Genomic DNA, 22230 nt, shown 5'->3' on the forward strand with positions numbered 1-22230 from the left:
TAGCATCATGCTTAGCAGCCAGTACTCCATATCAAAAATTAAGGACATCATCAACGCCACAGGCGCAGTTATAAGCGAAAATGCCATTAGCGTATTGCTTACCGATAGTCGCCGCATTACAAGCGCTACTGAGGCTTTATTCTTTGCGCTGAGCGGACGCCGTAACGGGCACGAGTTTATTGCCGAGGCCTATTCATCAGGTGTGCGCAACTTTGTGGTGAAGCATGGCCCCGAGATCAAAATGCCCGGCGCTAACATTTTAATTGTTGATGATGTATTGCTTGCACTGCAAAAGCTGGCCACTTTTCATCGTGATAGTTTTAAATTGAAGGTGATCGGCATTACAGGCAGTAATGGCAAAACCATTGTAAAGGAGTGGCTGTACCAGCTTTTGAATGCCGACTATAATATTGTACGCAACCCTAAAAGTTATAATTCACAGATTGGGGTGCCGCTGTCGCTGTGGCAGATAAGTGATAAGAATGACCTCGGCATCTTCGAGGCTGGAATTTCTACCGTAGGTGAGATGGAGCGCTTAGAGGCGATGATCAAGCCCGAAATCGGCATACTAACGCATATCGGCTCGGCGCATGATGAGGGGTTTGACAGCCGTGATCAAAAGGTAAAAGAGAAGCTCGGACTATTCAAGAACTGCAAATTGCTCATCCATAATTATGATCAGCTGATCGATTACCAAAAAGATATTTCGGTTAAGGAACGTTTTACCTGGAGCAACAACTTTAAAGAAGCCGACCTATATGTGTTTAGCGAGACTATTATCGCTAAAAATTATTATTTACGTGCCCGCCATAAAGGCCATGAAATAGAGTGCCTTATCCCGTTTTTGGACAAGGCATCCTACGAGAACGCGGTAACCTGCTGGGCAACTATGCTGGCCATGGGTTATACCCCGGTTGAAGCTGATAAACGCATTGAGCGCCTAAGCCCGGTTAGCATGCGATTGGAGTTAAAAAACGGCGTGCATGACTGCTCCATCATTGATGATTCTTATAATTCTGATGTGCAGTCTTTGGAAATCGCTTTGAACTTTCTCAGCCAGCAGAATCAGCACCAAAAAAAGACTTTGATCTTGTCGGATATATTTCAATCCGGTTTGGAAGAAGACATCCTGTACGACAAGGTTGCTGATATGATTAAGGCGAAGAATATTGATAAGTTTATTGGTGTAGGTGAGGCCTTGTTCAACCGGCAGCAGTACTTTGATGTGCCCGAAAAGTATTTTTTTGCTGATACCGATGCTTTACTTAAACAAATGAACGCGCTGAATTTTAGGGATGAAGATATCCTGATCAAAGGTTCGCGCAGTTTTGAGTTTGAACGGGTTAGCCGTGCTTTGGTACAAAAAGGGCATGAGACAGTAATGGAGATCAACCTGAATACATTGCTGAACAACCTCAACTTTTACAAATCAAGATTAAAACCGGGTGTAAAGGTAATGGCGATTGTGAAGGCTTTCAGCTACGGCAGCGGCACTTTCGAGGTGGCTAATATGCTGCAATACAATAAGGTAGATTATTTGGCTGTAGCTTATACAGACGAGGGTGTTGCTTTGCGACAAGCGGGAATTATACTGCCAATAGTCATATTAAATCCGGAGGTGTCCGCTTTTGATAAACTGGAAGAATACAAGCTGGAACCTACGATCTACAGCTTTGGCTTGTTTGATGATTTTATTAAATACCTGCAAGTGGCAGGATTGGCTGAATTTCCGATCCATTTGAAAATTGATACCGGCATGCACCGGCTTGGGTTCGAGGATTTTGAGATAGAAACGCTGTGCGATTTGTTAGAGATCAATAGCTATGTAAAAGTGTGCTCGGTATTCTCCCATTTAGCGGCGAGCGAAGCTGCTCAGCACGATGGATTTACCTTAATGCAGATCCAGAAATTTGAGAAGGCGTTTAAACAAATTGAGGAAGCATTAGGCTATAAAGTAATTAAACATTTAAGTAATACAGCAGGCGTAACCCGCTGGCCCAATATACAATATGATATGATCAGGCTCGGTATAGGCTTGTATGGTGTTGATTCCGCTATCCCGGCAGAGGAGAATGGTTTGCAGCCTATTGCAACGCTAAAAACAAGCGTATCCCAGGTTAAAAAAGTAATAGCCGGCGAAACCATTGGCTATGGCCGAAAAGGAAGTTTAGCTAAGGACGGTAAAATAGCAACCGTAAGGATCGGTTATGCCGATGGCTACCTGCGTGCCTTTGGCAATGGCGTTGGCAAAATGCTGGTTAAAGGCAAAATGGCGCCTACGGTTGGTAATGTATCTATGGATACCTGCATGATCGATGTAAGCGGCATCGACGTAAGCGAGGGCGATGACGTGATCATTTTTAACGACCAGTTGCGCATTGAAGAACTGGCAACCGAAATAGGTACCATTCCGTATGAAATACTAACAAATATTTCGCAACGGGTAAAAAGGGTGTACTTTTATGAGTAAGTTTTGATATGAAAAGAATAGCCGGCGCATTACTGAATTACTTTGTAAAGGGACTACTGATCGTGGTGCCGCTGGGCGTAGCTATCTTCCTGATATACTGGGCCGTATCACGTATAGACAATGCTTTAAATTTAAGTACCGCCATTTGGGTTGATGACAAAGGCAAGCCAATGTACATCCCCGGTTTAGGTATTTTAAATGTGCTGCTCATTATCCTTATAGCGGGTGTATTAGTGACCAACGTAATTACAGAACCTATAAAAGGCTGGTTTAACCGGTGGTTGGATCGTTTGCCTTTGTTCAAATTTCTATATTCGTCTGTAAAAGACCTTACCGAAGCCTTTGTGGGCGAGGAGAAGAAATTTAACGAACCTGTTTTAGTTGAGGTGAATGAATTCGGCATGAAGAAGATCGGTTTTCTGGTAAAAAAGGACCTGACTATGCTGGGCTTGCCGGGCGAGGTTGCCGTATACTTTCCCAACTCTTACGCCTTTTCAGGACAGGTTATTATCATTTCAGCAGAAAAGGTCCACCCCCTTAATAAAAATGCGGCAGAGATCATGAAATTCGTTATCTCGGGTGGGGTTAGTGGGTTAGACTAGCTTCTTTTCGTAAACTCTTTATCACCAAAATTACACTGATCACAACCAGTAAAGCTCCGAGTATATAAGGTGATCCCGGGAAGTAAATAGAAGAATTTTTATGGGTGAAGAATTTAAAGCTATAACCCATTAATAATGGGCCAATTACCAGGCTTAAGCTCGACAATAAGGTTAATCCGCCCTGCAATTCCCCCTGCTCATTGGCAGCGAATTTACTGGTGATAAATCCCTGTAATGCTGGCCCCGAAATACCGCCGAAGCAATACGGGATCATGAATAAGTATACCTGCCAGCCTTCTCCCGCAAATGCTATTGCAGTAAGACCTACACCGTAGGATATTAAGCCGATGATGATGTTTTTCTTTAAACCCCATTTGGGGATGAGGTAACGGATGAGGCCACCTTGTATACCGATCAGTAATACGCCAATAAATAAACCTAAGAAACCAACACTACGCAGCGACCACTGGAATTTCTCATATACGTAAAAAGGCAACTGGTATTCAACAGCTTTTTGTGCAATATATACTAAAGTAAAAGCAATGGCTAACCCTGCAAGTGCCTTATATTTAGCTAATTGTTTAAATGATCCAATTGGATTCGCGCGCTTCCATTCAAATTTACGGCGGTTTTCTTTTGCCAATGATTCAGGCAATACAAAATATCCGTAAGCAGCATTAAACAAGGCTGCACCGGCAGCTACCATAAAAGGGATCTTGATACTAATATCGCCCAAAAAAGCGCCACCCGATACCCCAATGATAAACCCTAAGCCTGATGCTGCGCCAACAATGCCAAAGTTAGCCGCACGCTTGTCTCCGGTGCTGATGTCGGCAATATAGGCAGTAGCTGTGGCCATGGTTGCACCGGTAATACCGGCAATGGTTCTGCCTATAAATAACCAAAAAACACTTGGCGCAAAGGCCATAAACATGTAATCGATACTAAATCCAATGAGTGAGATCAGCAGGATAGGGCGCCTGCCGAAACGATCGCTTAGGTTGCCCATTACGGGCGAGAATAGTACCTGCATACTGGCATAGGTGAAGGTTAGCCAACCATTAATTTCAGAAGCAACCGAATAGTCTACATTGCCCAGCTCTTTTAAAAGCTGAGGAATAACAGGGATGATGATGGCAAGGCCCATCACATCGATAAAAATGGTAACGAAAATAAAACGCAGAGCGGCAGAAGTCTTAATTTTTGGTTTGTCCATCCGAATAAAAATGTAAAATAAGCTTAAATGTTTTTAAATGGATGTATAATTTCTTTTAAAACTCCGCACCGCTAACCATGCGCTTAACAACATAAGCGCCGATCCGATAACAAATGGCATTCCCGGGAACTGAAAAAATGGATTAGGTTTAGTGAAAAAATGAAAAGTTTGTGCCATTAATAGTGGCCCGAATATGGCGCTAACACTCATTAAACTGGTTAATCCACCTTGCAGTTCACCTTGCTCGTTGGCAGGTACTTCAGCACTTATGTAGCCCTGCAAGGCCGGCCCGGCTATACCGCCTAAACAATAGGGTACCAGGAAAACAAACATCATCCAGCCCTTTGATGCAAAAGCAAAAAGCACTAAACCTGCAGCATATAACACGAGTCCTATCCAAATGCTCCGTTCCTGGCCAAGTTTCGGGATAATGACCCTGATCAAACCACCCTGTACTATCGCTATAAACAAACCTACGGCACCTAAAGAGTAACCCACCCAGTCTTCGTTCCAGTGGAATTTATCCATCGTGTAAAAAGTCCATACCGTTTGCACGGCCTGAGCTGCAAAATAGATTAGGAACAGCGAAACGGCCAAGCCAATCACTGATTTGTATTTCTTCAACTGCACTAAAGTACCAATGGGGTTAGCGCGTTTCCAATCGAAATTACGGCGATGAGATTCGTCTAATGATTCGGGCAGGATAAAATAACCATATATCGCATTCAATAAAGCTAAAGCAGCAGCGGCAATAAATGGATAATGAACATCATACTTACCTAATATACCGCCAATAACAGGCCCGATGATAAAACCAAGGCCAAAAGCTACACCTATCAAACCGAAGTTAGCGGCACGTTTTTCGGGTTCGCTGATATCGGCAATATAGGCTGAGCCGGTCGTAAAACTCGCGCCGGTGATCCCTGCCACAATCCTGCCGACAAACAGCCAGGCGATGGTGGGCGCGAATGCAGAAAATAAATAATCGACACTAAAACCCAATAAAGAGCAGAGCAAAACGGGCCTTCTGCCATATTTATCGCTTAGGTTCCCGATCAATGGCGCGAACAAGAATTGCATGGTTGCATAAGCAGCGGTAAGCCAGCCGGCATAGCCCGAAGCATCACTGATATTGCCATGTATCAGGTGTTCAATCAGTTTGGGGATAACCGGGATGATGATACCCAACCCCATTACGTCGATAAGCAGCGTAGCAAAAATAAATCCTAAAGCAGCCTGGCGTTTTTGGGGTACAGGTTTATCCATGCCGCAAAATAATTAAATAACATTAAATGCATATTAATTTTTTTTGCCTGCTGCTATTTTATATTGGTTGTCATTTTGACTGTCGGGAGAATTCTTCTGCTGAATTAAAAACTAATTTGCTTAGAAGAAGATTTCTCACTATGGTCGAAATTACAAAGAGGAAACAGATTTATCCAAATAAATCAAACTGCTGATTAATCTTTCCCCCGTTTTTAACCCTGATCTTATTAACCAGCATATACGCCTGCCGGGTTGGCTCGGGGATGCGATAGCAACGGATACAATTTTTAATGACTTCAACACTTTGTTCCATACTGATATTATGGCCTGGCGATACATAGATTGGATTGCAATTCTTTTTACTTCTTAGCGCGACACCAATTATCTCACCTTCATCATACATCGCACTTTGGGCGAAAACCTCGTTGACGGGTTCTTCACATTTACCTGCCAGCCTGCTTTTGGCACTGCCGATGGTAGTTGCTCCTGTTACCAAACCAAAATGTGTGGCGATACCTAAGCGGCGTTCATGGGCTATGCCCTGCCCATCTAATACCAAAATATCGGGTTTTACATCGAGCTTATTCCAGGCATCCAATAAAGCCGGTACCTCACGAAAGGCTAACAGCCCTGAAATATAAGGGAATGAGGTGCGACTGATGGCGGTAGCCGTACCGATGATCTTCAGATCAGGATAGTTAAATAATACAATCCCCGCGTAAACTGTTTCCTCGTATTTGTTGAATGAAATATCCGATCCGGCTATAATCCTGATCTCTTTATCAATCGGTTTTATACTGATCTGTTTACGCAACTCCTGTTGATAAGCGATAGCCTGTGCAGCAGTGAGTTTTTGATAATCGGCAGGGTTCATAGGCTATTAACAATAAAACCTCCGGTTAGTTGCCGGAGGTCTTATTTTTCTGATGAGGCAATAAAGGTAAAAATAAAAACTTTGTCATACTGAGGAACGAAGGATCTGTACGCTTGTAAAACTAACTTACAGATTCTTCACTATGTTCAGAATGACAAATGATAGATTATTGGCCCGAACTAATTTTTTACTTTTAACTTTCGACTTTTAACTTATTTCACTTCCCTGTCTGCTGATTGCCTTTCAACCATCCAGCCCGGGTATTCTTTTGGCAGCGCGCTTACTTCATCAATTTTCTTCAGATCGTCTGATGTCAGCGTTACCTCGGTCGATTTAATGTTGTCGTTTAACTGTTCAACCGTCTTAGCGCCGATGATGGTGCTGGTTATACCCTGTTGCTGCCGAACCCAGGCTAATGCTACCGCCGCGGTGGATGCATTGTGCTGTTTGCCGATTTCGCTGATCACGTCGATGATGTCATAAGTCTTGTCTTTGTTGATGGGAGGGAAGTCGAAGGATGTTCTTCTTGAACCTTCAACTTTTTCATTATCGCGGGTATATTTCCCTCCCAGGAAACCACCTGCCAGCGGGCTCCATGGCATCATCGCCAGGTTTTGGTCAGCGGCCAATGGTAAAATTTCACGTTCGATATCGCGGCCTGCTAAAGAGTAAAAATATTGCATGCCTACAAACTGGTTCCAGCCATGTAGTTTGCAAATGCCGATAGCCTTCATTACTACCCATGCAGGCCAGTTACAAATAGCAATGTAACGCACCTTTCCCGTTAAAACGATGTCGTTTAACGCACGCATGGTTTCTTCAACAGGTGTTTTTGGGTCGAAGCCATGCACATAAAGAATATCGATGTGATCCAATTGCAAACGCTGCAAGCTTTCATCAACTGAATTAAAAATGTGGAAGCGCGACAAGCCAACCGCATTTTTACCTTCGCCCATACGCCCGCGCACTTTGGTTGCGATAACCAGCTCGTTACGGTCGAAACCAAGGTCTTTAATGGATTGCCCCAGTAATTTTTCCGATTCACCGTAAGAGTAAACATTGGCGGTATCGATAAAGTTAATGCCGGAGTCTATTACAACTTTCATCAGTTCATTAACTTCTTTTTGCTGTACTTTACCAATGTTTTCCCAGTAGCCTTTGCCACCGAAGGTCATGGTGCCAAAGCAAATTTCCGACACAAGCAGGCCGGTGTTTCCTAAAAAGTTGTATTTCATAAGCAGGTGATTTATTTGAAACAAAATTGCGCAAAAAAGGGTCGGTTTACGGCATTTATAGTGAGATTTTTACGTAAAAACGGTATGTAATTGGCCGTTTTTAGGTCCAAAATGATGTTTTTTAGGCTGATTTCAGGTGAAAAAAAGTTTAAAAAGGCCGTTTTTAATATTGTTCAGGGCGTTTTTTGGGCTAAAAGTGTACCGAATGTACCGGTTGTTTTATGCTTTTTTTTGAAACAGTCGACTCACTAATTAATTTATACAGTAAAAACTTAACTCATACTGCGTTGTTTATGATTAATGAACCGTCTCCTCAAAAAACTCGAAAAAATTGGCCGCGACCCGAAAGTAACTGCAAAAGCGGTTGGGTTACGTTATGTATCTGATTCAACACCCGGTTACACCCGCAAAAAAGCGGGTAAAGGTTGGAGTTTTTATAGTGCTGATGGCGAATTAGTTAAGGATAAAGAGTTAATTGACAGGTTTAATAAACTGGTTATACCACCAGCTTACACCAATGTTTGGATCTCGCCTTATGATAATGGGCACCTGCAATTTACCGGTACCGATGCCGCAGGCCGGAAGCAATACCGCTACCACCCGCAATGGAATCAGATCAGGAACCAATCTAAGTATCACCGGTTACAGTTATTTGCATCGCATTTACCGGATATCCGCAAGCAGATAGATAAGGATCTGGCTAGGCCTAAATTAGATCATGAAAAGGTAGTTGCACTTGTTGTCAGGTTGATGGAATTGACCAGTATCAGGGTGGGAAATGAATCTTACAAAAAACTGTATGGCTCATTTGGCCTTACAACGCTCATGGATAGGCATGTTAAGATAGATGGCTCCACCATGAAATTTGAATTTAAGGGAAAAAAAGGTGTTTTTCATAAGGTGTCATTACAAAGCCGTAAGCTGGCCCGTTTAGTAAAACAATGCCGTGATATACCTGGAAAAGAACTATTTCAATATTATAATGCGGATGGTCATCACTGCACAATCGGTTCGGGAGATGTGAACCATTATCTGCACGCCATAACCGGTGAAGACTTCACCGCAAAAGATTTTCGTACCTGGGCAGGTAGTGTAAGCGCTCTGTATGCATTTAAAGAGGCTGGTGAATTTCAAAATGTTACTGAGTGCCGCAAAAAAATAGTCAGCGTTTTAGATGAAGTAGCTATCAATTTAGGTAACACGCGTACGGTTTGTAAGAAGTATTACGTGCATCCAACGATTATCAAGAGTTATGAAGAAGGTACATTATTCAATTACATTAAAGAGTTGGATGATGATCGGGATGTTAAAGCAGCTGAGTTAAATCTTGCAGAAAAAGCTATGCTTGAAATTTTAGCGAATGAAAAATTGGCAGAAGCCAGTTAGTGGCTATATTTACAACAAATCAGCAGTATGGCTTTAAGAACTACCGTAATTACCGGCGCAACATCCGGAATAGGCAAAGAAACCGCTTTGGCTTTGGCCAAAAACCAGCATGAAATCTATCTACTGGTTAGAAATACCCAGAAAGGCGACCGCCTGAAGGAAAAGATAATCGCTCAAACAGGTAACAAGAATATATTCGTTGTAAAATGTGACCTTGCTGACCTGCAAACTGTTCGTGAAGCCGCTGATGAGCTTAAAGCCAAATTATTTGCTGTAAATGTATTGATCAATAATGCCGGTGGCATTTTCGGTGAAAAGCAAATGACTAAAGATGGTTTGGAAATGACTTTCCAGGTTAATCATTTAGGTCATTTTTTGCTCACTATGGCACTTATGCCATTGCTGGAAAAGGGACAGGCGCGCGTTATTAATGTCAGCTCATCGGCCCACCAAATGGGCGATGGTAATTTTGATGACCTGCCCTGGGCACAGAAAAAATATTCAGCCTGGAAAGCTTATGGAAATGCCAAATTAGATAACTTGTATTTTACCAAAGCACTGGCTGAAAAATATGCGGATAAAGGAATTTCATCTTTCGCTGTGCACCCCGGTATAGTAAAAACAGAGTTTTGGGCCGGTACAAGCGGTGTGTTTAGCAAAATAATGGAACTATTAGCTTCTCCATTTATGATTACGCCTGAAGAAGGCGCGCAAACCACCATATGGTTAGCAACCGAACCGGGAATGGACGCTAAAAGCAGTCAATATTTTGTGAAGAAGAAATTAGCCAAATCCACTGTTCTGTCGTGGAGCGAGGCCAACCGTAATAAACTTTGGGATATCAGTAAAAAATTGGTGAGTAAGTATTTAGCTTAATAAATATGCGTATCACACTTATAGGCTCCGGAAATGTAGCAACTCATTTAGGTGCTGCGTTTAAAAATGCCGGGCATCGTATTGTGCAGGTGTATAGCCGAAATGAGCAAAATGCAGCCTTACTGGCTTATCATATCGGTGCTGATGCTATTGATGATTTGAACAATATAAATCCTGAAACAGATATTTTTATTGTTTCGGTAAGCGATGATATTATACCACATATCGCGCAAGAGCTAACTAAGCATAATAAACTCATTGTTCATACCTCCGGCGCAAGTGATCTATTTAACATATTGGCTTTTACAGATCATGCGGGTGTGTTTTATCCGCTGCAAACTTTCAGTAAAACCAAAGAGCTTGATTTTTTTACTGTGCCTTTGTGCATTGAGGGTGGCGATGAATCTATCACCAAAATCTTAAAGGAGCTTGCCCAAACCATCAGTAATAATGTTTACGAGATAGATTCTACACAGCGTAAAACGCTTCACTTAGCAGCCGTATTTGCCTGCAATTTCCCTAATTATCTATATCGGGTTGCACAGGAAATATTAGCAGATCAGCGGATAGATTTTAACCTTATCCGCCCACTGATTTTAGAGACAGCCGAAAAAGTACAAACTAATTTGCCTGCCAATGTACAAACCGGCCCTGCAGTACGTAATGATCAAAAAACCATGGAGGCACATCTGGCTTTGTTGGATTATGAGCCGGAATGGGCAACATTGTACAAGTTGTTAAGTCAGGGTATTATCAAAAAGGATTAACAGCATACGCTACCTAAGTAATTTTATTACTTTTGCCAAAATGAATATTTTTAAGTTAAAGATAAACTTTGAGGAGGCGGACCACGAATCTGTTGAGTTGCCGATTGCTGAAGGTGAGTCAGTTTTAGATGTTTGCCTGGAAAATGGCATTGAGCTACAGCATAATTGCGGTGGTGTTTGCGGTTGCAGTACCTGTCATGTTTATGTGAATAAAGGCATGGACAACCTGCAGGAAATATCCGATAAAGAAGAGGATTTCATCGATCGTGCAGTTAATCCGCGCATTACTTCCCGTTTAGGTTGCCAGTGCGTGGTAATTGATGGCGATATTGAGGTAACATTGCCCGACCAGTCCGACTTTATGGGCCACTAATTAGATATAGATTCCTACTCATTAAATACAAATGAACGACGATAAAAAATTTGCTTTACCTATACACTGGGCCGATCACGAAGACATTGCTATTGAACTTTACGAAAAGTTTGGTGATGACTTTGGTGAATCTCAAATATACCGCATCCGTTTTACCGACTTGTTAGAATGGATACTTACGCTACCTAATTTTGCCGGCACACGCGAAGAATCAACAGAAGGCCACCTGGAGCAAATTCAATCTGCCTGGGTTTATGAATGGCGTGATAACCAATAATTACTCATGGAATCTTTTCTAAATAAGCTGCATGATATAACCACATTTATATTTGATATAGATGGTGTGCTTACTGATGGTTCTGTGTTTGTAAATGATAACGGGGAGCAAACTCGTTCCTTTAATATTAAGGATGGTTATGCAATACAATTGGCTGTAAAATCAGGTTACCAGGTATGTGCCATATCCGGCAGTCGTTCAAAAAGCGGTGTTTATAGATTGAACAGCCTTGGTGTTACTGACGTATATATGGGTACGCATACCAAATCTGAGCGTTTTAAAATTTACCTCGAAGAAAAGTTTACACCTGCATCCAATGTGCTATATATGGGTGATGATATCCCCGATCTGGGCCCGATGAAATTAGCCGGTTTACCGGTTTGCCCTGCTGATGCTGTTGAAGAGATAAAAGCTGTTAGTCAATATGTATCGCCATATTCGGGCGGTAAAGGCTGTGCCCGTGATGTAATTGAGAAAGTATTAAAAGTACAAGGCAAGTGGATGAGTGATCAGGCTTATAGCTGGTAGAAATAGAGTCAAGAGTCAAGAAATAAGAATCAAGATGAACCATAAAATTATCCTTGCATCCAAATCACCTCGCAGGCAAGAGCTATTAAAGCTTATGGATATTGACTTTAGGGTGGTTTTGAAAGAGGTGGATGAATCTTATCCTGAACACCTTTCACCTGAAGAGATAGCGGTTTATATTGCATCTAAAAAAGCCGAAGCGTTTGATGAAACTATAGGGGATGAAATAGTACTTACAGCTGATACCATTGTGTGTATTGATGGTTTAATACTCGGCAAGCCCGGAAATGCCGAGCATGCTGTGGAAATGCTTAAAATGCTATCTGGCAAGGTGCATAAAGTTATTACCGGTGTTTGCATTCTGCACAAAAATAAATACAATAAATTTTTCGATGTATCTGAAGTATTCTTCCGCAAGCTTACTGATGAAGAGATCACCAGTTATGTAAGCGAATATATGCCACTTGATAAAGCCGGCTCATACGGCATCCAGGAACGAATTGGATTGATCGGTATTGAAAAAATCAATGGTTCCTATACCAATGTTGTTGGTTTACCTACTGAAAAGCTATATCAGCAATTAAAGAATCTTTAATTATTTTTTTGTCTTTTCGATCTGGAAAGAGAAACAAATCTTCTTCGAGCAGTAAATCCACTTTTTCAATTTGTAGAAAATTTCTTTCTCAGGTCGAAATGACAAAGAAAGAAACAAAAAAAGAGCCGCAGTAAAATGCAGCTCTCTAAATATTAAGTCGATTCTATTAGGTTGTGTAACCCAGTATTTTCAAAACTTGTTTACTATTCTGTTCTTCACCAAACACCTCAAAGTTAAATGTTTCATCCCTGTTTCTGCGGATGATCACGTGTTTAGGAGATGGCAATAAGCAATGATGTATACCACCATATCCACTTAAAACTTCCTGATAAGCACCTGTGTTGAAGAAGCCAACATATTGTACCTTACGCGTCTTCGGCATAAATACACTATTCATGTGTGCTTCCTGGTTGTAGTAATCCTGGCCGTCGCAAGTGATACCACCCATGTTTACGCGTTCATATTCGCTGTCCCAATTATTTATGGGTAACAGAATGTATTTTTGGTTCAAAGCCCAAACATCCGGCAAATTAGTGATAAATGAACCATCAAGCATCAACCATCTTTCGCGGTCGTTTTGTTGTTTACGGCCTAAAACCTTGTATAAAATTCCGGATGCTTCAGCAACAGTATATTTACCAAACTCGGTAATAATATCCGGTTCGATGGTGTCATTTTCGGCACAGATCTCTTTAATCCGACTAACTATCTCGTTGATCATGTACTCATAATCAAAATCAAATACTAACGAATCTTTAAATGGCATACCGCCGCCAATATCCAGGGTATCTAAATGCGGATTGATCTTTTTGAACTTGCAATAAAGTGTTACATATTTCTCCAACTCATTCCAGTAATATGGCGTATCGGAAATACCGGAGTTGATAAAGAAATGCAATAACTTAACCTGGAAATTAGGATTGTCTTCGATCTTGTTATGATAAAAATCGATAATGTCTTCCATCCTGATACCCAAACGCGAGGTGTAGAATTGTGAATCCGGTTGCTCCTCAGCCGCTATACGGATACCCAGGTTACATGGCTCATCTAATTCGATCTCATCATCATATAAGTTAAATTCTTCCTTATTATCTAATACCGGGATGATGTTTTTAAAACCATCATGCAACATGTCGATAATATATGTTTTATATTGGAAGGTTTTAAAACCATTACAGATGACTGTAATGTCTTTACTTACAGATCCCTTTTTTTCCAACGCATCTATCATTGGCATATCAAATGCTGATGATGTCTCCAAGTGGATCTCATTTTTAAGTGCTTCTTCAACTACGTGCTTAAAATGCGAGCTTTTTGTGCAATAGCAATATTTGTAGCTGCCGCGATAATTGTTTTTGACGATTGCTTGCTGAAATAACAGCTTAGCTTGCTGTATTTTTTTGGATATCATTGGGATATAAGTGAAGCGCAGGGGAGTGCCGTACGTTTCAATCATCTCCATCAAATTAAGATCATGAAAGTAAAGTTCGTCATCGATGATTTCGAAACCATCCTGAGGGAAACCTACACTTAAATCAAGAAATTCCTGGTAACTCTGCATTTATTAAAATTTTGGCAAAAATGTAATTTTTAAACGGGAATCTTATGTAATTTTTATAGTAGTAGTGTAATTATTTTTTGGCTTCAATTTTCATGCTATAAATCATGCTCCATTAACTATCGCTAACCGGTAAATGCACCTCTGCCATCATACATCTTGTACTGCCACCACCGTTATTTTCAATGGTTTGTATATTGGCATAAATCAGTTTGCCATATTTTTCAAGAGATGATTTCTGCTCATCATCAAGCGCCTTAAAAGCACTTTCCGATATCACAATCAATGCACCCCCATTTTTAGCTTTCACCTCCAGCATATTCCCGGCAAATTGGTTCATCTGCTCAAAGCTAATTTCAATAATTTCTTTTTGTGTTGATCTTAATGATTCCGTTACGACAACTCTTTCATGCGGGTTAGGGATGCTGTCCAAACAAATCACAGCAAAATTGCTTCCAACGCACATCATCACGTTAGTGTGGTATATAGCTTTCCCTTTTTCATCGGCAGCATCAAAACAAATAGCAGTATACCCCGTCTGCTCACAAAATACATCCAGTACATCCTTGTCAGTACGGGGCGAAAGGCAGGCATAGGCTTTTTTATCAACCCTGTCCAACACCATACTTCCGGTTCCTTCCAAGAATTTATTATCGTCTTCATACCTACTCAAATCAACCACATGATGAACTCTGAATTTATCTTCCAGTCGGGAAATTATATCTTCCCTGCGTTCCAACCTCCGGTTTTCCGCCTGCATGGGGTACATGAATACATTGCCGTCATCATGAAATGATACCCAGTTATTAGGAAAAATTGAATCAGGAGTGTAAGGTTGCGGATTATCATCAATGACGGTAACATCTACGCCGTTATTTTTTAGTATCGATACGAAGTTATTGAACTCAGCAAGCGCTTTTTCCTGCACTTTCAATTGGTTTTTATCCTTATTCTGAAAAGCATTGGTTTCAGCGGTTTCTTCATTATAACCGAAATTAACCGGCCGTATCATTAATAGGTGAGAAGTAGATTGCATTAAAAAGTCATTTAGTCATTGTGTTATTAGGTCATTTTACCGTTTAGCCAGCTAATAACTATAAAATCTTATCTCTTAAAACAGGCATGCTCATACAATGGAAACCACCGCGGGCCCTTGAAAGCTCGGCCGATGGCATCAGGATCAGCGTATCTTCCATTTTTTGAGGGTCGATTTCTCCGTTCTCAAATTGCTCAAGCAGTTCACTAACTTTAACCACCCGGAACCCATTTTGTTTAAATGCTTCTACGGTCTTATCGTTACGATCATAACCTAAAACAACACCTTCTTTTACCGCCAATAAATTGCAAGAATCCGTCCATTGCTCACGGGCATCAAAAGGGAATGTATTATTGCCTGAGTAGATGAATTTTGTAGGCTCAGTACTTTCCAGGTCTTTTTCACTGATGTTTTTCAACAGATCCTGTATGCATTCAAATTTCTTGGGCTTCTTACCCTTTCTAAATTGGATGAGCTCAGCTTTATCTTTCGATTTTTTATCGGCAAACCAGGCGATCGGCTCTTTTTCATCCACCGGACTTTCGCCAATAGCTAATGAACCTAACAGTACCCATACATTTCGTTTTACCTGTGTAAAAACGGTATCGATGTGCATGTAATCGCGCTTGTGCGGGATTTTTACCACCGTAACCTTTTCAACCACATCATGTTCAAATAATAATTTAATAGCTTCATTTGCCCCACTTGTGGATGTGCGTTCGCTGCAACCGATAATTAAATGATTAGGGCTAACCATCATCACATCACCTCCCTCAAGTGTGGTACGCTCGGTATCATCTTCCCCCGGACGAAGAAAATGTTGCATACTTTCAGGAATCTCTAATATGTTATTTTTATAAGCAGCGAATAGCGGATGATTGAAAAATATATAACGTAACAGCAATGTTTCCCTTGCCCTTGCTTTTTTAGCCGGACGGTTAAGAAGCATGTAACCATTTATGGCGATACCAATATCCCGCGAAAAAATCAGATTCGGGATAGGAGCGAAGATCATTTCGTCGCTATCTAAAGAGCCTGATATTAATATTTTAGCCAGTTCAATAGGATTGGTGTCTATTAATTGCTCCTGTAAGCGATAGTTGCAACTCTCAATAGCACAAACCGATGCTACTAATTTGGTGCGGATGCCCGCATCTTGCAATATATCAGCCAATAAAGTTTGTATCTCAATAACCTTGGCTGATGCATGAAAATCTTTATTATCAGGTTTGAAAAATGAACGCTTATTGTCGGGATTATCTATATCTTTTAGTTTACCTTTTATCTTGCCGGGATCTAAAAAGTACATGAGTAGTTTTACATAATAATCGTATTCGTTTTTACGTACGGTATCCAGGTGCACTATGTCTTCAAAAAGCCAATCCTGTGCTTTGGATGGCACAACTTTGCCCAATCCGCTATCGGGACTATGAATTAACAATGTACGCAGCGTGCCTATTTCAGAAGTTACATCTATCTTAAAACCGTTATTTTTTAGTGTCATAAATTGGTGGCCAGTACCACAAAGCTAATATAAATTTATTTCGGCCATAGTACTGACAAAACAGTGTCAGCACTTATTCGAATTAAAGTGCCGAAATTTGAAATATCCAGGATAATATTACAAACACATTGGGATAATGTGTAATTACCGTTCTTTGAGATATGTATTAAATTACTTCAATACATCAGCAATAACTATAATCTTATAAATCCTTAAATCGTGTTATAAATCATGTTATTTTTGCAAAATGGATTTTATTATTGAAGCTGTTGTTAAAGCTGTTAAACACCTGTATCAAACAGATATTGCTGCGGATACCATCAATTTGCAGGAAACGCGCAAGGAATTTGAAGGCCAGGTTACTATAGTTACCTTTCCGTTTACCAAATTATCACGTAAATCACCCGAACAAACAGGTACAGATATAGGCGAATATCTGCATAAAGAGTTACCGCAAATTGCAAGCTTCAATATCATTAAAGGCTTCCTGAATATTTCATTAACTGATGCTTATTGGATTGAGCAACTATATAATAATATTCTTACTGAGGATTTTGCTGTAGCAAAACCAAATGGTAAAAAGGTGATGGTGGAATATTCGTCACCCAATACAAATAAGCCTTTACACCTTGGGCATGTAAGGAATAATTTATTGGGTTTTTCAGTATCACAAATTTTAAATGCGGCTGGCTTTGAAGTTATTAAAGCCAATTTGGTGAATGATAGAGGCATCCACATTTGTAAATCGATGCTGGCCTGGCAATTGTTTGGTAACGGCGAAACACCGGTATCAACAGGTGAAAAAGGTGATCATTTGGTTGGTAAATACTATGTGATTTTCGATAAGGAATATAAAAAGCAAATAGAATTTCTAAAATCTGAAGGTCAGACCGAAGAAGAAGCCAAAAAGAACGCACCGCTCATTAAAACCGCCCAGGAAATGCTGCAGAAATGGGAGGCAGGCGACGAGGAAGTAATCAATCTTTGGAAAACAATGAATACCTGGGTATATGATGGCTTTGGCAAAACCTATCACCGCTTAGGTGTTGATTTTGACAAATTCTATTACGAGTCAAATACTTATTTATTAGGCAAGGATCTGATTGAGGAAGGACTCGAAAATGGTGTTTTTTATAAAAAGGAAGATGGTTCTGTTTGGATCGATCTGACGGGTGACGGGCTTGACGAAAAGCTCGTTCGCCGTGCGGATGGTACTTCGGTTTATATTACACAGGATATTGGGACAGCGCAACTTAAATACGATGATTTCCAAATGGATGAATCTATTTACGTGGTAGGTAACGAGCAGGATTATCACTTTAAGGTGCTATTTCTCATCTTGAATAAATTGGGGAAAAGTTGGGCTAAAGGTTTGTATCATTTATCCTATGGAATGGTCGACCTGCCATCAGGAAAAATGAAATCGCGTGAGGGAACTGTTGTAGATGCGGACGACCTGATTGACGAAATGGAGCAAACCGCCAAAGAGCAAACCGAGGCTTTGGGAAAGGTAAATGATTTTAGCGAAGAGGAGAAATTAGCGTTGTATCATACCATTGGGATGGGTGCGCTGAAATACTTCTTGTTAAAAGTCGATCCTAAAAAGCGTTTGTTATTTGATCCAAATGAATCTGTTGACTTTCAGGGAAATACCGGGCCGTTTATTCAATATACCCATGCCCGTATTAAATCAGTATTAAGCAGGGCCGGTATTAATTTTACTGATCAAACCAATATAGCAGTATTAGATGGTGTTGAACGTGACCTGATTGTTGTATTAACTCAATATCCGGCAATTATTGCTGAGGCTGCAAACGGATATAACCCGGCTACCATAGCTAATTATATTTATGAATTGGCTAAAGCTTACAATAAGTTTTATCATGAAAAATCAATTTTGCAGGCAGAAGATGATCTGTTAAAAATATTCAGGTTGCAGTTATCGTCAGCATCAGCCAAAGTTATCAGCAGGGGGATGGCTTTATTAGGTATCGATGTACCTGAAAGAATGTAAATTAGAATTCGTAATATACAATAAAGCCCTTAAAAATTAATTTAAGGGCTTTATTATACTACCGGGTTATACGTGTCTCCAATAACCTCTGTGCCAGGCATAGCCATGTGGTGTTTGGTACCATGCACCTCTTACCCAAACATGGCCGGGGCGTATAGCAGCCCAATGACCACCAGAATAAACATAACGTCCGCCATTCCAAACCCATTCTCCGTCAATCCATACTGCACCTACATAGGGGGCTGCGGGCCTTACATATACTGGTTCTGCAGGTCGCTCAGTAACGTAGTAGCTACCTGCACATGAAGCCATAAACAAACATCCAGCCATGGCTACCATTAATCCAATTTTTTGTAATTTTTTCATAATAGTATATTTTGTGAATATTAAATATTGACAAATAATACACGGAAAGGTTTAAAAATATTATTTGCTGAATTTATCTACTATAATTAAATCCTTGTTACCTGCAGTATATTTATAAAATCCCGAACCCGACTTTAAACCTAACTGACCAGCTGTTACCATGTTCACCAGTAGCGGGCATGGCGCGTATTTAGGATTCCCAAAACCGCTATGTAATACATTTAATATAGCAAGGCAAACATCTAAGCCAATAAAATCAGCCAATTGCAGTGGGCCCATCGGATGCGCCATGCCCAATTTCATGACGGTATCAATCTCATAAACTCCGGCAACACCTTCGTGCAAAGTATATATTGCTTCGTTTATCATCGGCATTAAAATACGGTTAGCCACAAAACCTGGGTAATCATTTACCTTTACAGGCACTTTATCCAGTTTTTTAGATAGCTCCATTATAGTATTGGTCACTTCATCAGTTGTGGAGTATCCTCTGATCACTTCAACAAGCTTCATTACCGGCACCGGGTTCATAAAGTGCATACCGATCACATTACCCGGATTTTTTGTAACTGAGGCTATTTTTGTGATAGATATGGATGATGTATTAGAAGCTAAAATTGCCTTCTGGCTACAAATTTCACTTAGCTGTTTAAACAAGCCGAGTTTTATTTCGCTATTTTCAGTAGCTGCTTCAATTACAAGATCGGCATTTGCTGCCGCAATTTTAAGATCGGTATAGGTGTTGATATGTTTTAGCGTAGCTTGCTTACCCTGTTCATCAATGAATCCCTTTTTTAACTGTCGATCAAGGTTATTGGTGATAGTTTGAATTGCGCGATTTAAAGCGGATTCATTCACATCAACCAAAGATACATTAAAACCAAACTGAGCAAAAGTATGTGCAATACCATTACCCATGGTACCCGAACCTATCACTGTAATATTTTTCATAATTATATTGGCTTATAATTTTTGAAGCTAATACTTTATTGTAAATATCTTCAATTTGAAATTAAAAAGTGATCAAATCCCCGGCATTGGCTATTACTTCTTTATCTATCTTGTCAAATTCAGGCAAACTGCCTAATAGTTTTAAACCTGTATATTTCAAAATATAATCTTCAGAGTTCGCATCAGCTTTACCGTTGAAAATAATGCCTGCAATATTGATATGATATTGTTTAAGCAGGTTTACGGATAGTAAAGTATGGTTGATGCTGCCTAAGTAGTTTTGTGATACCAATACAACTTTTGCACCAAGCTGTTTAACCAGATCTATCATCAAAAAATCATCGTTCAGTGGTACCATTAGTCCACCTGCACCCTCAATAACCAATTGGTTATCTGTTTCGGGTATTATTATTTTTTCAGGGTCAATGACTACACCGTCGATAGCTGCTGATTTATGTGGCGAGTAAGGCTGCGTTAAGCGATACGATTCCTGGTGAAATATGGATTGTGAATTAGCTACCAAACTTTTTACTTTTAGGGTATCACTATCGTGCAAATCACCGGATTGAATTGGTTTCCAGTAATCAGCTTTTATTTTCTCAGTCACCACTGCTGACACAATAGTTTTTCCAATCCCGGTGCCAATCCCGGTGATGAATAATGGTTTTTTATCAGGCATTTGTTAGTTCGTTTAAAGTTTTAGTTAGTAAGTTAATTTCATCTACTGAATTATAGCCGTGCAGGCATATTCTTAGACGTTCGGTGCCTTGTGGTACGGTCGGGCTTAATATCGCCCGAACATCAAAGCCTGTATGCTGAAGTTTCGATGCAGCGTTTTTAGCCTTTTCATTATCGTTCAATAATAAGCATTGGATGGCACTGTCGCTTAAAAGCAGGGTAGAAGTGTCTTTTATTCCGGATTTGAATAATGTAATATTGTTTTTTAAAGCCTCAACAGCCTTATCAGAATCTTGCAGCATCCGATACGCTATTTTAATAGAAGCAATTTGATGTACAGATGCGGCTGTTGTATAAATAAACGACCGTGCAAAATTAATGAGGTAGTTGCGCAAATTATCACTTCCTAAAACCATCGCTCCGTGACAGCCTAATGCCTTTCCAAACGTAATTATTCGGGCGAAAACTCTATCCTCCACGCCTAATTCACAAACCAAGCCTTTTTTATATAATCCTATTGCATGCGCCTCGTCAACAATTAAAGCAGCATTATATTTTTCAGTAAGATGGAGTATGTCTATTATTGACGGCGTATCCCCATCCATGGAATATATGCTTTCAATTACAATATAACAATTGCCTTTAGCTTGCTTTAGCTTAGCTTCTAAGCCATCCAGGTCATTATGCTTGAAAGTATAGCGGTTGGCGTGGCTAAGTCGCGCACCGTCGATGATCGAAGCATGTACGAGTTCATCGGTAATAATAGTGTCGCCGCGTTGGGGAAGGGATGAGAACAACCCAACATTAGCGTCATATCCTGAATTAAAAATTAATCCTGCTTCGCTATTGTGAAATTGTGCTATTTCGTATTCAAGGTCTTCAGTATATTGTAAATTACCAGATAGTAAACGTGAACCTGTTGATCCGTTTGAAGTAAGGGGAAAGCCTTTTAATTCATCATCAATTTTATTTTTTAATACAGATGACCGGGCAAATCCCAGATAATCGTTAGAACAAAAATCAATCAGTGAATTTTCAGGCTTTAATGTGCGGTACGAACCTGCCGATTTCCTTTCAGCCAGTTTTTGTTCAATAAATGCGTTCGCTTGTTTCACCCGGTAAAATTTCTGCTAAAATAAAGAAAGCGCCCCGATATTCACCGGGACGCTGTTCATAAAATTATTCTGTGAGTTAAGGTTTAGTTACCGCCACCATTACCGCCACCATTTTGCATTTTAGCGCGCATATCTGCCATCATCTGTTTGTAAGCAGCTTGTTGATCAGGCGTTAGTATTGCCTGAATCTTTTGGTTAGCATCCATCATGATGGGGCGCATTGCTGTTCTGTCGCCACCTGCATTCATAACACTATCTCTTTTAGCTGCTGCTGTTTTAAATATTGCAGTAATCTGAGCTGTTTGGGCATCAGTTAACTTTAACTGAGTTTGCATTGCTTTAACTCTGTCTTCAGTACTCATTCTCATACCACCACCTTGTGCGTGGCTTGCTGCCGTAATACCTACAATGAAGCAGCACATTAACAAAAATTTTTTCATCTCTTGATTTTTAGTTTTACTATTTGTGTTAGTATGATAAAGATAGAGGCTTATGGTTTAATAACGAACTTGTAACTTAATTGTTGCAGGTAGTTATTTAGTC

The 22230-nt window shown here is 40.3% G+C and carries 22 protein-coding genes; 10 read left to right on the forward strand and 12 right to left on the reverse strand.

What is annotated here, in order from left to right:
* Positions 1–7: 7 nt before the first annotated feature.
* Together ACYZ0U_RS10020 and ACYZ0U_RS10025 are read left to right on the forward strand one after the other, a co-directional pair.
* Positions 8–2470 carry a bifunctional UDP-N-acetylmuramoyl-tripeptide:D-alanyl-D-alanine ligase/alanine racemase gene (locus ACYZ0U_RS10020; RefSeq protein ID WP_461451949.1) on the forward strand — a complete coding sequence of 821 codons (2463 nt, stop codon included), beginning with the start codon at positions 8–10 and terminating at the stop codon, positions 2468–2470.
* An 8-nt stretch (positions 2471–2478) separates the two neighbouring features.
* Positions 2479–3072 carry a DUF502 domain-containing protein gene (locus ACYZ0U_RS10025; RefSeq protein WP_461451950.1) on the forward strand — a complete coding sequence of 198 codons (594 nt, stop codon included), beginning with the start codon at positions 2479–2481 and terminating at the stop codon, positions 3070–3072.
* Here ACYZ0U_RS10025 and ACYZ0U_RS10030 read toward each other — a convergent pair.
* The 4 genes from ACYZ0U_RS10030 to ACYZ0U_RS10045 all read right to left on the reverse strand — a co-directional run bounded on the left by ACYZ0U_RS10030 (position 3056) and on the right by ACYZ0U_RS10045 (position 7663).
* Positions 3056–4288, reverse strand: a complete 1233-nt coding sequence (locus ACYZ0U_RS10030; RefSeq protein ID WP_461451951.1) for a TCR/Tet family MFS transporter — start codon at positions 4286–4288, stop codon at positions 3056–3058. The genes ACYZ0U_RS10025 and ACYZ0U_RS10030 overlap by 17 nt on opposite strands.
* A 33-nt stretch (positions 4289–4321) precedes the next feature.
* On the reverse strand, positions 4322–5554 hold the full coding sequence (locus tag ACYZ0U_RS10035) for a TCR/Tet family MFS transporter (RefSeq protein ID WP_461451952.1): 1233 nt from the start codon (positions 5552–5554) through the stop codon (positions 4322–4324).
* A 169-nt stretch (positions 5555–5723) separates the two neighbouring features.
* On the reverse strand, positions 5724–6428 hold the full coding sequence (gene nfi, locus ACYZ0U_RS10040) for a deoxyribonuclease V (protein WP_461451953.1): 705 nt from the start codon (positions 6426–6428) through the stop codon (positions 5724–5726).
* A gap of 212 nt (positions 6429–6640) precedes the next feature.
* Complete coding sequence (locus ACYZ0U_RS10045; RefSeq protein ID WP_461451954.1) at positions 6641–7663, reverse strand: aldo/keto reductase; 1023 nt, start codon at positions 7661–7663, stop codon at positions 6641–6643.
* A 300-nt stretch (positions 7664–7963) separates the two neighbouring features.
* Between ACYZ0U_RS10045 and ACYZ0U_RS10050 the strand changes: the two genes are divergently transcribed.
* The 7 genes from ACYZ0U_RS10050 to ACYZ0U_RS10080 are packed head-to-tail and all read left to right on the forward strand — an operon-like array spanning position 7964 to position 12465.
* Complete coding sequence (locus ACYZ0U_RS10050; protein ID WP_461451955.1) at positions 7964–9049, forward strand: DNA topoisomerase IB; 1086 nt, start codon at positions 7964–7966, stop codon at positions 9047–9049.
* A 27-nt stretch (positions 9050–9076) separates the two neighbouring features.
* On the forward strand, positions 9077–9925 hold the full coding sequence (locus tag ACYZ0U_RS10055; protein ID WP_461451956.1) for an SDR family oxidoreductase: 849 nt from the start codon (positions 9077–9079) through the stop codon (positions 9923–9925).
* 5 nt (positions 9926–9930) lie between these two features.
* The gene (locus ACYZ0U_RS10060) at positions 9931–10692 is read left to right on the forward strand and encodes a Rossmann-like and DUF2520 domain-containing protein (protein ID WP_461451957.1); all 762 of its coding nucleotides are present in this window, start codon (positions 9931–9933) and stop codon (positions 10690–10692) included.
* 40 nt (positions 10693–10732) lie between these two features.
* Positions 10733–11065: a 2Fe-2S iron-sulfur cluster-binding protein gene (locus ACYZ0U_RS10065; protein WP_461451958.1), complete on the forward strand. Its 333-nt coding sequence runs from the start codon at positions 10733–10735 to the stop codon at positions 11063–11065.
* Between the two features lie 31 nt (positions 11066–11096).
* Positions 11097–11342: a Fe-S cluster assembly protein IscX gene (gene iscX, locus ACYZ0U_RS10070; RefSeq protein ID WP_461451959.1), complete on the forward strand. Its 246-nt coding sequence runs from the start codon at positions 11097–11099 to the stop codon at positions 11340–11342.
* Between the two features lie 6 nt (positions 11343–11348).
* Positions 11349–11870 carry a KdsC family phosphatase gene (locus ACYZ0U_RS10075; RefSeq protein ID WP_461451960.1) on the forward strand — a complete coding sequence of 174 codons (522 nt, stop codon included), beginning with the start codon at positions 11349–11351 and terminating at the stop codon, positions 11868–11870.
* Between the two features lie 34 nt (positions 11871–11904).
* On the forward strand, positions 11905–12465 hold the full coding sequence (locus tag ACYZ0U_RS10080; RefSeq protein WP_461451961.1) for a Maf family nucleotide pyrophosphatase: 561 nt from the start codon (positions 11905–11907) through the stop codon (positions 12463–12465).
* Between the two features lie 166 nt (positions 12466–12631).
* Here ACYZ0U_RS10080 and ACYZ0U_RS10085 read toward each other — a convergent pair whose 3' ends face one another.
* The 3 genes from ACYZ0U_RS10085 to ACYZ0U_RS10095 form a co-directional block, all read right to left on the reverse strand.
* A complete protein-coding gene (locus ACYZ0U_RS10085) occupies positions 12632–14026 on the reverse strand; it encodes an arginine decarboxylase (RefSeq protein ID WP_461451962.1) in 1395 nt (464 codons plus the stop codon).
* A gap of 112 nt (positions 14027–14138) precedes the next feature.
* Complete coding sequence (gene ctlX / locus ACYZ0U_RS10090; protein WP_461451963.1) at positions 14139–15059, reverse strand: citrulline utilization hydrolase CtlX; 921 nt, start codon at positions 15057–15059, stop codon at positions 14139–14141.
* A 58-nt stretch (positions 15060–15117) separates the two neighbouring features.
* Positions 15118–16563 (reverse strand): arginine deiminase family protein, encoded by a 1446-nt coding sequence (locus tag ACYZ0U_RS10095; RefSeq protein ID WP_461451964.1) that lies wholly within the window; start codon positions 16561–16563, stop codon positions 15118–15120.
* Positions 16564–16810: 247 nt separating this feature from the next.
* On the opposite strand from ACYZ0U_RS10095, the gene argS reads away from it, so the two are divergent.
* Complete coding sequence (argS, locus tag ACYZ0U_RS10100) at positions 16811–18577, forward strand: arginine--tRNA ligase (protein ID WP_461451965.1); 1767 nt, start codon at positions 16811–16813, stop codon at positions 18575–18577.
* 66 nt (positions 18578–18643) lie between these two features.
* Here the strand turns inward: argS and ACYZ0U_RS10105 are convergent, their stop codons facing one another.
* From ACYZ0U_RS10105 to ACYZ0U_RS10125, 5 genes are all read right to left on the reverse strand, one after another.
* Entirely contained in the window at positions 18644–18943 is a 300-nt protein-coding gene (locus ACYZ0U_RS10105) for a hypothetical protein (protein WP_461451966.1), read from the reverse strand.
* A 60-nt stretch (positions 18944–19003) separates the two neighbouring features.
* On the reverse strand, positions 19004–19894 hold the full coding sequence (locus ACYZ0U_RS10110; protein WP_461451967.1) for a 3-hydroxyacyl-CoA dehydrogenase family protein: 891 nt from the start codon (positions 19892–19894) through the stop codon (positions 19004–19006).
* Between the two features lie 61 nt (positions 19895–19955).
* Positions 19956–20573 (reverse strand): dethiobiotin synthase, encoded by a 618-nt coding sequence (bioD, locus tag ACYZ0U_RS10115; RefSeq protein WP_461451968.1) that lies wholly within the window; start codon positions 20571–20573, stop codon positions 19956–19958.
* Complete coding sequence (locus ACYZ0U_RS10120; protein WP_461451969.1) at positions 20566–21687, reverse strand: aminotransferase class I/II-fold pyridoxal phosphate-dependent enzyme; 1122 nt, start codon at positions 21685–21687, stop codon at positions 20566–20568. The genes bioD and ACYZ0U_RS10120 overlap by 8 nt, the downstream gene beginning before the upstream one ends.
* Positions 21688–21770: 83 nt before the next feature.
* Positions 21771–22127, reverse strand: coding sequence for a Spy/CpxP family protein refolding chaperone (locus ACYZ0U_RS10125; RefSeq protein WP_461451970.1), 357 nt, complete (start codon positions 22125–22127; stop codon positions 21771–21773).
* Between the last annotated feature and the right edge of the window lie 103 nt (positions 22128–22230).

Source organism: Mucilaginibacter sp. (assembly GCF_965225845.1).
Classification (GTDB): domain Bacteria; phylum Bacteroidota; class Bacteroidia; order Sphingobacteriales; family Sphingobacteriaceae; genus Mucilaginibacter.

Coding starts and splice junctions, on each gene's coding strand:
- ACYZ0U_RS10060 (WP_461451957.1), top strand. CDS start 9,931: ATGCGTATCACACTTATAGGCTCCGGAAATGTAGCAACTCATTTAGGT.
- ACYZ0U_RS10095 (WP_461451964.1), bottom strand. CDS start 16,563: ATGACACTAAAAAATAACGGTTTTAAGATAGATGTAACTTCTGAAATA.
- ACYZ0U_RS10110 (WP_461451967.1), bottom strand. CDS start 19,894: ATGAAAAATATTACAGTGATAGGTTCGGGTACCATGGGTAATGGTATT.
- ACYZ0U_RS10045 (WP_461451954.1), bottom strand. CDS start 7,663: ATGAAATACAACTTTTTAGGAAACACCGGCCTGCTTGTGTCGGAAATT.
- bioD (WP_461451968.1), bottom strand. CDS start 20,573: ATGCCTGATAAAAAACCATTATTCATCACCGGGATTGGCACCGGGATT.
- nfi (WP_461451953.1), bottom strand. CDS start 6,428: ATGAACCCTGCCGATTATCAAAAACTCACTGCTGCACAGGCTATCGCT.
- ACYZ0U_RS10075 (WP_461451960.1), top strand. CDS start 11,349: ATGGAATCTTTTCTAAATAAGCTGCATGATATAACCACATTTATATTT.
- ACYZ0U_RS10065 (WP_461451958.1), top strand. CDS start 10,733: ATGAATATTTTTAAGTTAAAGATAAACTTTGAGGAGGCGGACCACGAA.
- ACYZ0U_RS10105 (WP_461451966.1), bottom strand. CDS start 18,943: ATGAAAAAATTACAAAAAATTGGATTAATGGTAGCCATGGCTGGATGT.
- ACYZ0U_RS10085 (WP_461451962.1), bottom strand. CDS start 14,026: ATGCAGAGTTACCAGGAATTTCTTGATTTAAGTGTAGGTTTCCCTCAG.
- ACYZ0U_RS10050 (WP_461451955.1), top strand. CDS start 7,964: ATGAACCGTCTCCTCAAAAAACTCGAAAAAATTGGCCGCGACCCGAAA.
- iscX (WP_461451959.1), top strand. CDS start 11,097: ATGAACGACGATAAAAAATTTGCTTTACCTATACACTGGGCCGATCAC.
- ACYZ0U_RS10080 (WP_461451961.1), top strand. CDS start 11,905: ATGAACCATAAAATTATCCTTGCATCCAAATCACCTCGCAGGCAAGAG.
- ACYZ0U_RS10025 (WP_461451950.1), top strand. CDS start 2,479: ATGAAAAGAATAGCCGGCGCATTACTGAATTACTTTGTAAAGGGACTA.
- ctlX (WP_461451963.1), bottom strand. CDS start 15,059: ATGCAATCTACTTCTCACCTATTAATGATACGGCCGGTTAATTTCGGT.
- ACYZ0U_RS10055 (WP_461451956.1), top strand. CDS start 9,077: ATGGCTTTAAGAACTACCGTAATTACCGGCGCAACATCCGGAATAGGC.
- ACYZ0U_RS10020 (WP_461451949.1), top strand. CDS start 8: ATGCTTAGCAGCCAGTACTCCATATCAAAAATTAAGGACATCATCAAC.
- ACYZ0U_RS10030 (WP_461451951.1), bottom strand. CDS start 4,288: ATGGACAAACCAAAAATTAAGACTTCTGCCGCTCTGCGTTTTATTTTC.
- ACYZ0U_RS10035 (WP_461451952.1), bottom strand. CDS start 5,554: ATGGATAAACCTGTACCCCAAAAACGCCAGGCTGCTTTAGGATTTATT.
- ACYZ0U_RS10125 (WP_461451970.1), bottom strand. CDS start 22,127: ATGAAAAAATTTTTGTTAATGTGCTGCTTCATTGTAGGTATTACGGCA.
- argS (WP_461451965.1), top strand. CDS start 16,811: ATGGATTTTATTATTGAAGCTGTTGTTAAAGCTGTTAAACACCTGTAT.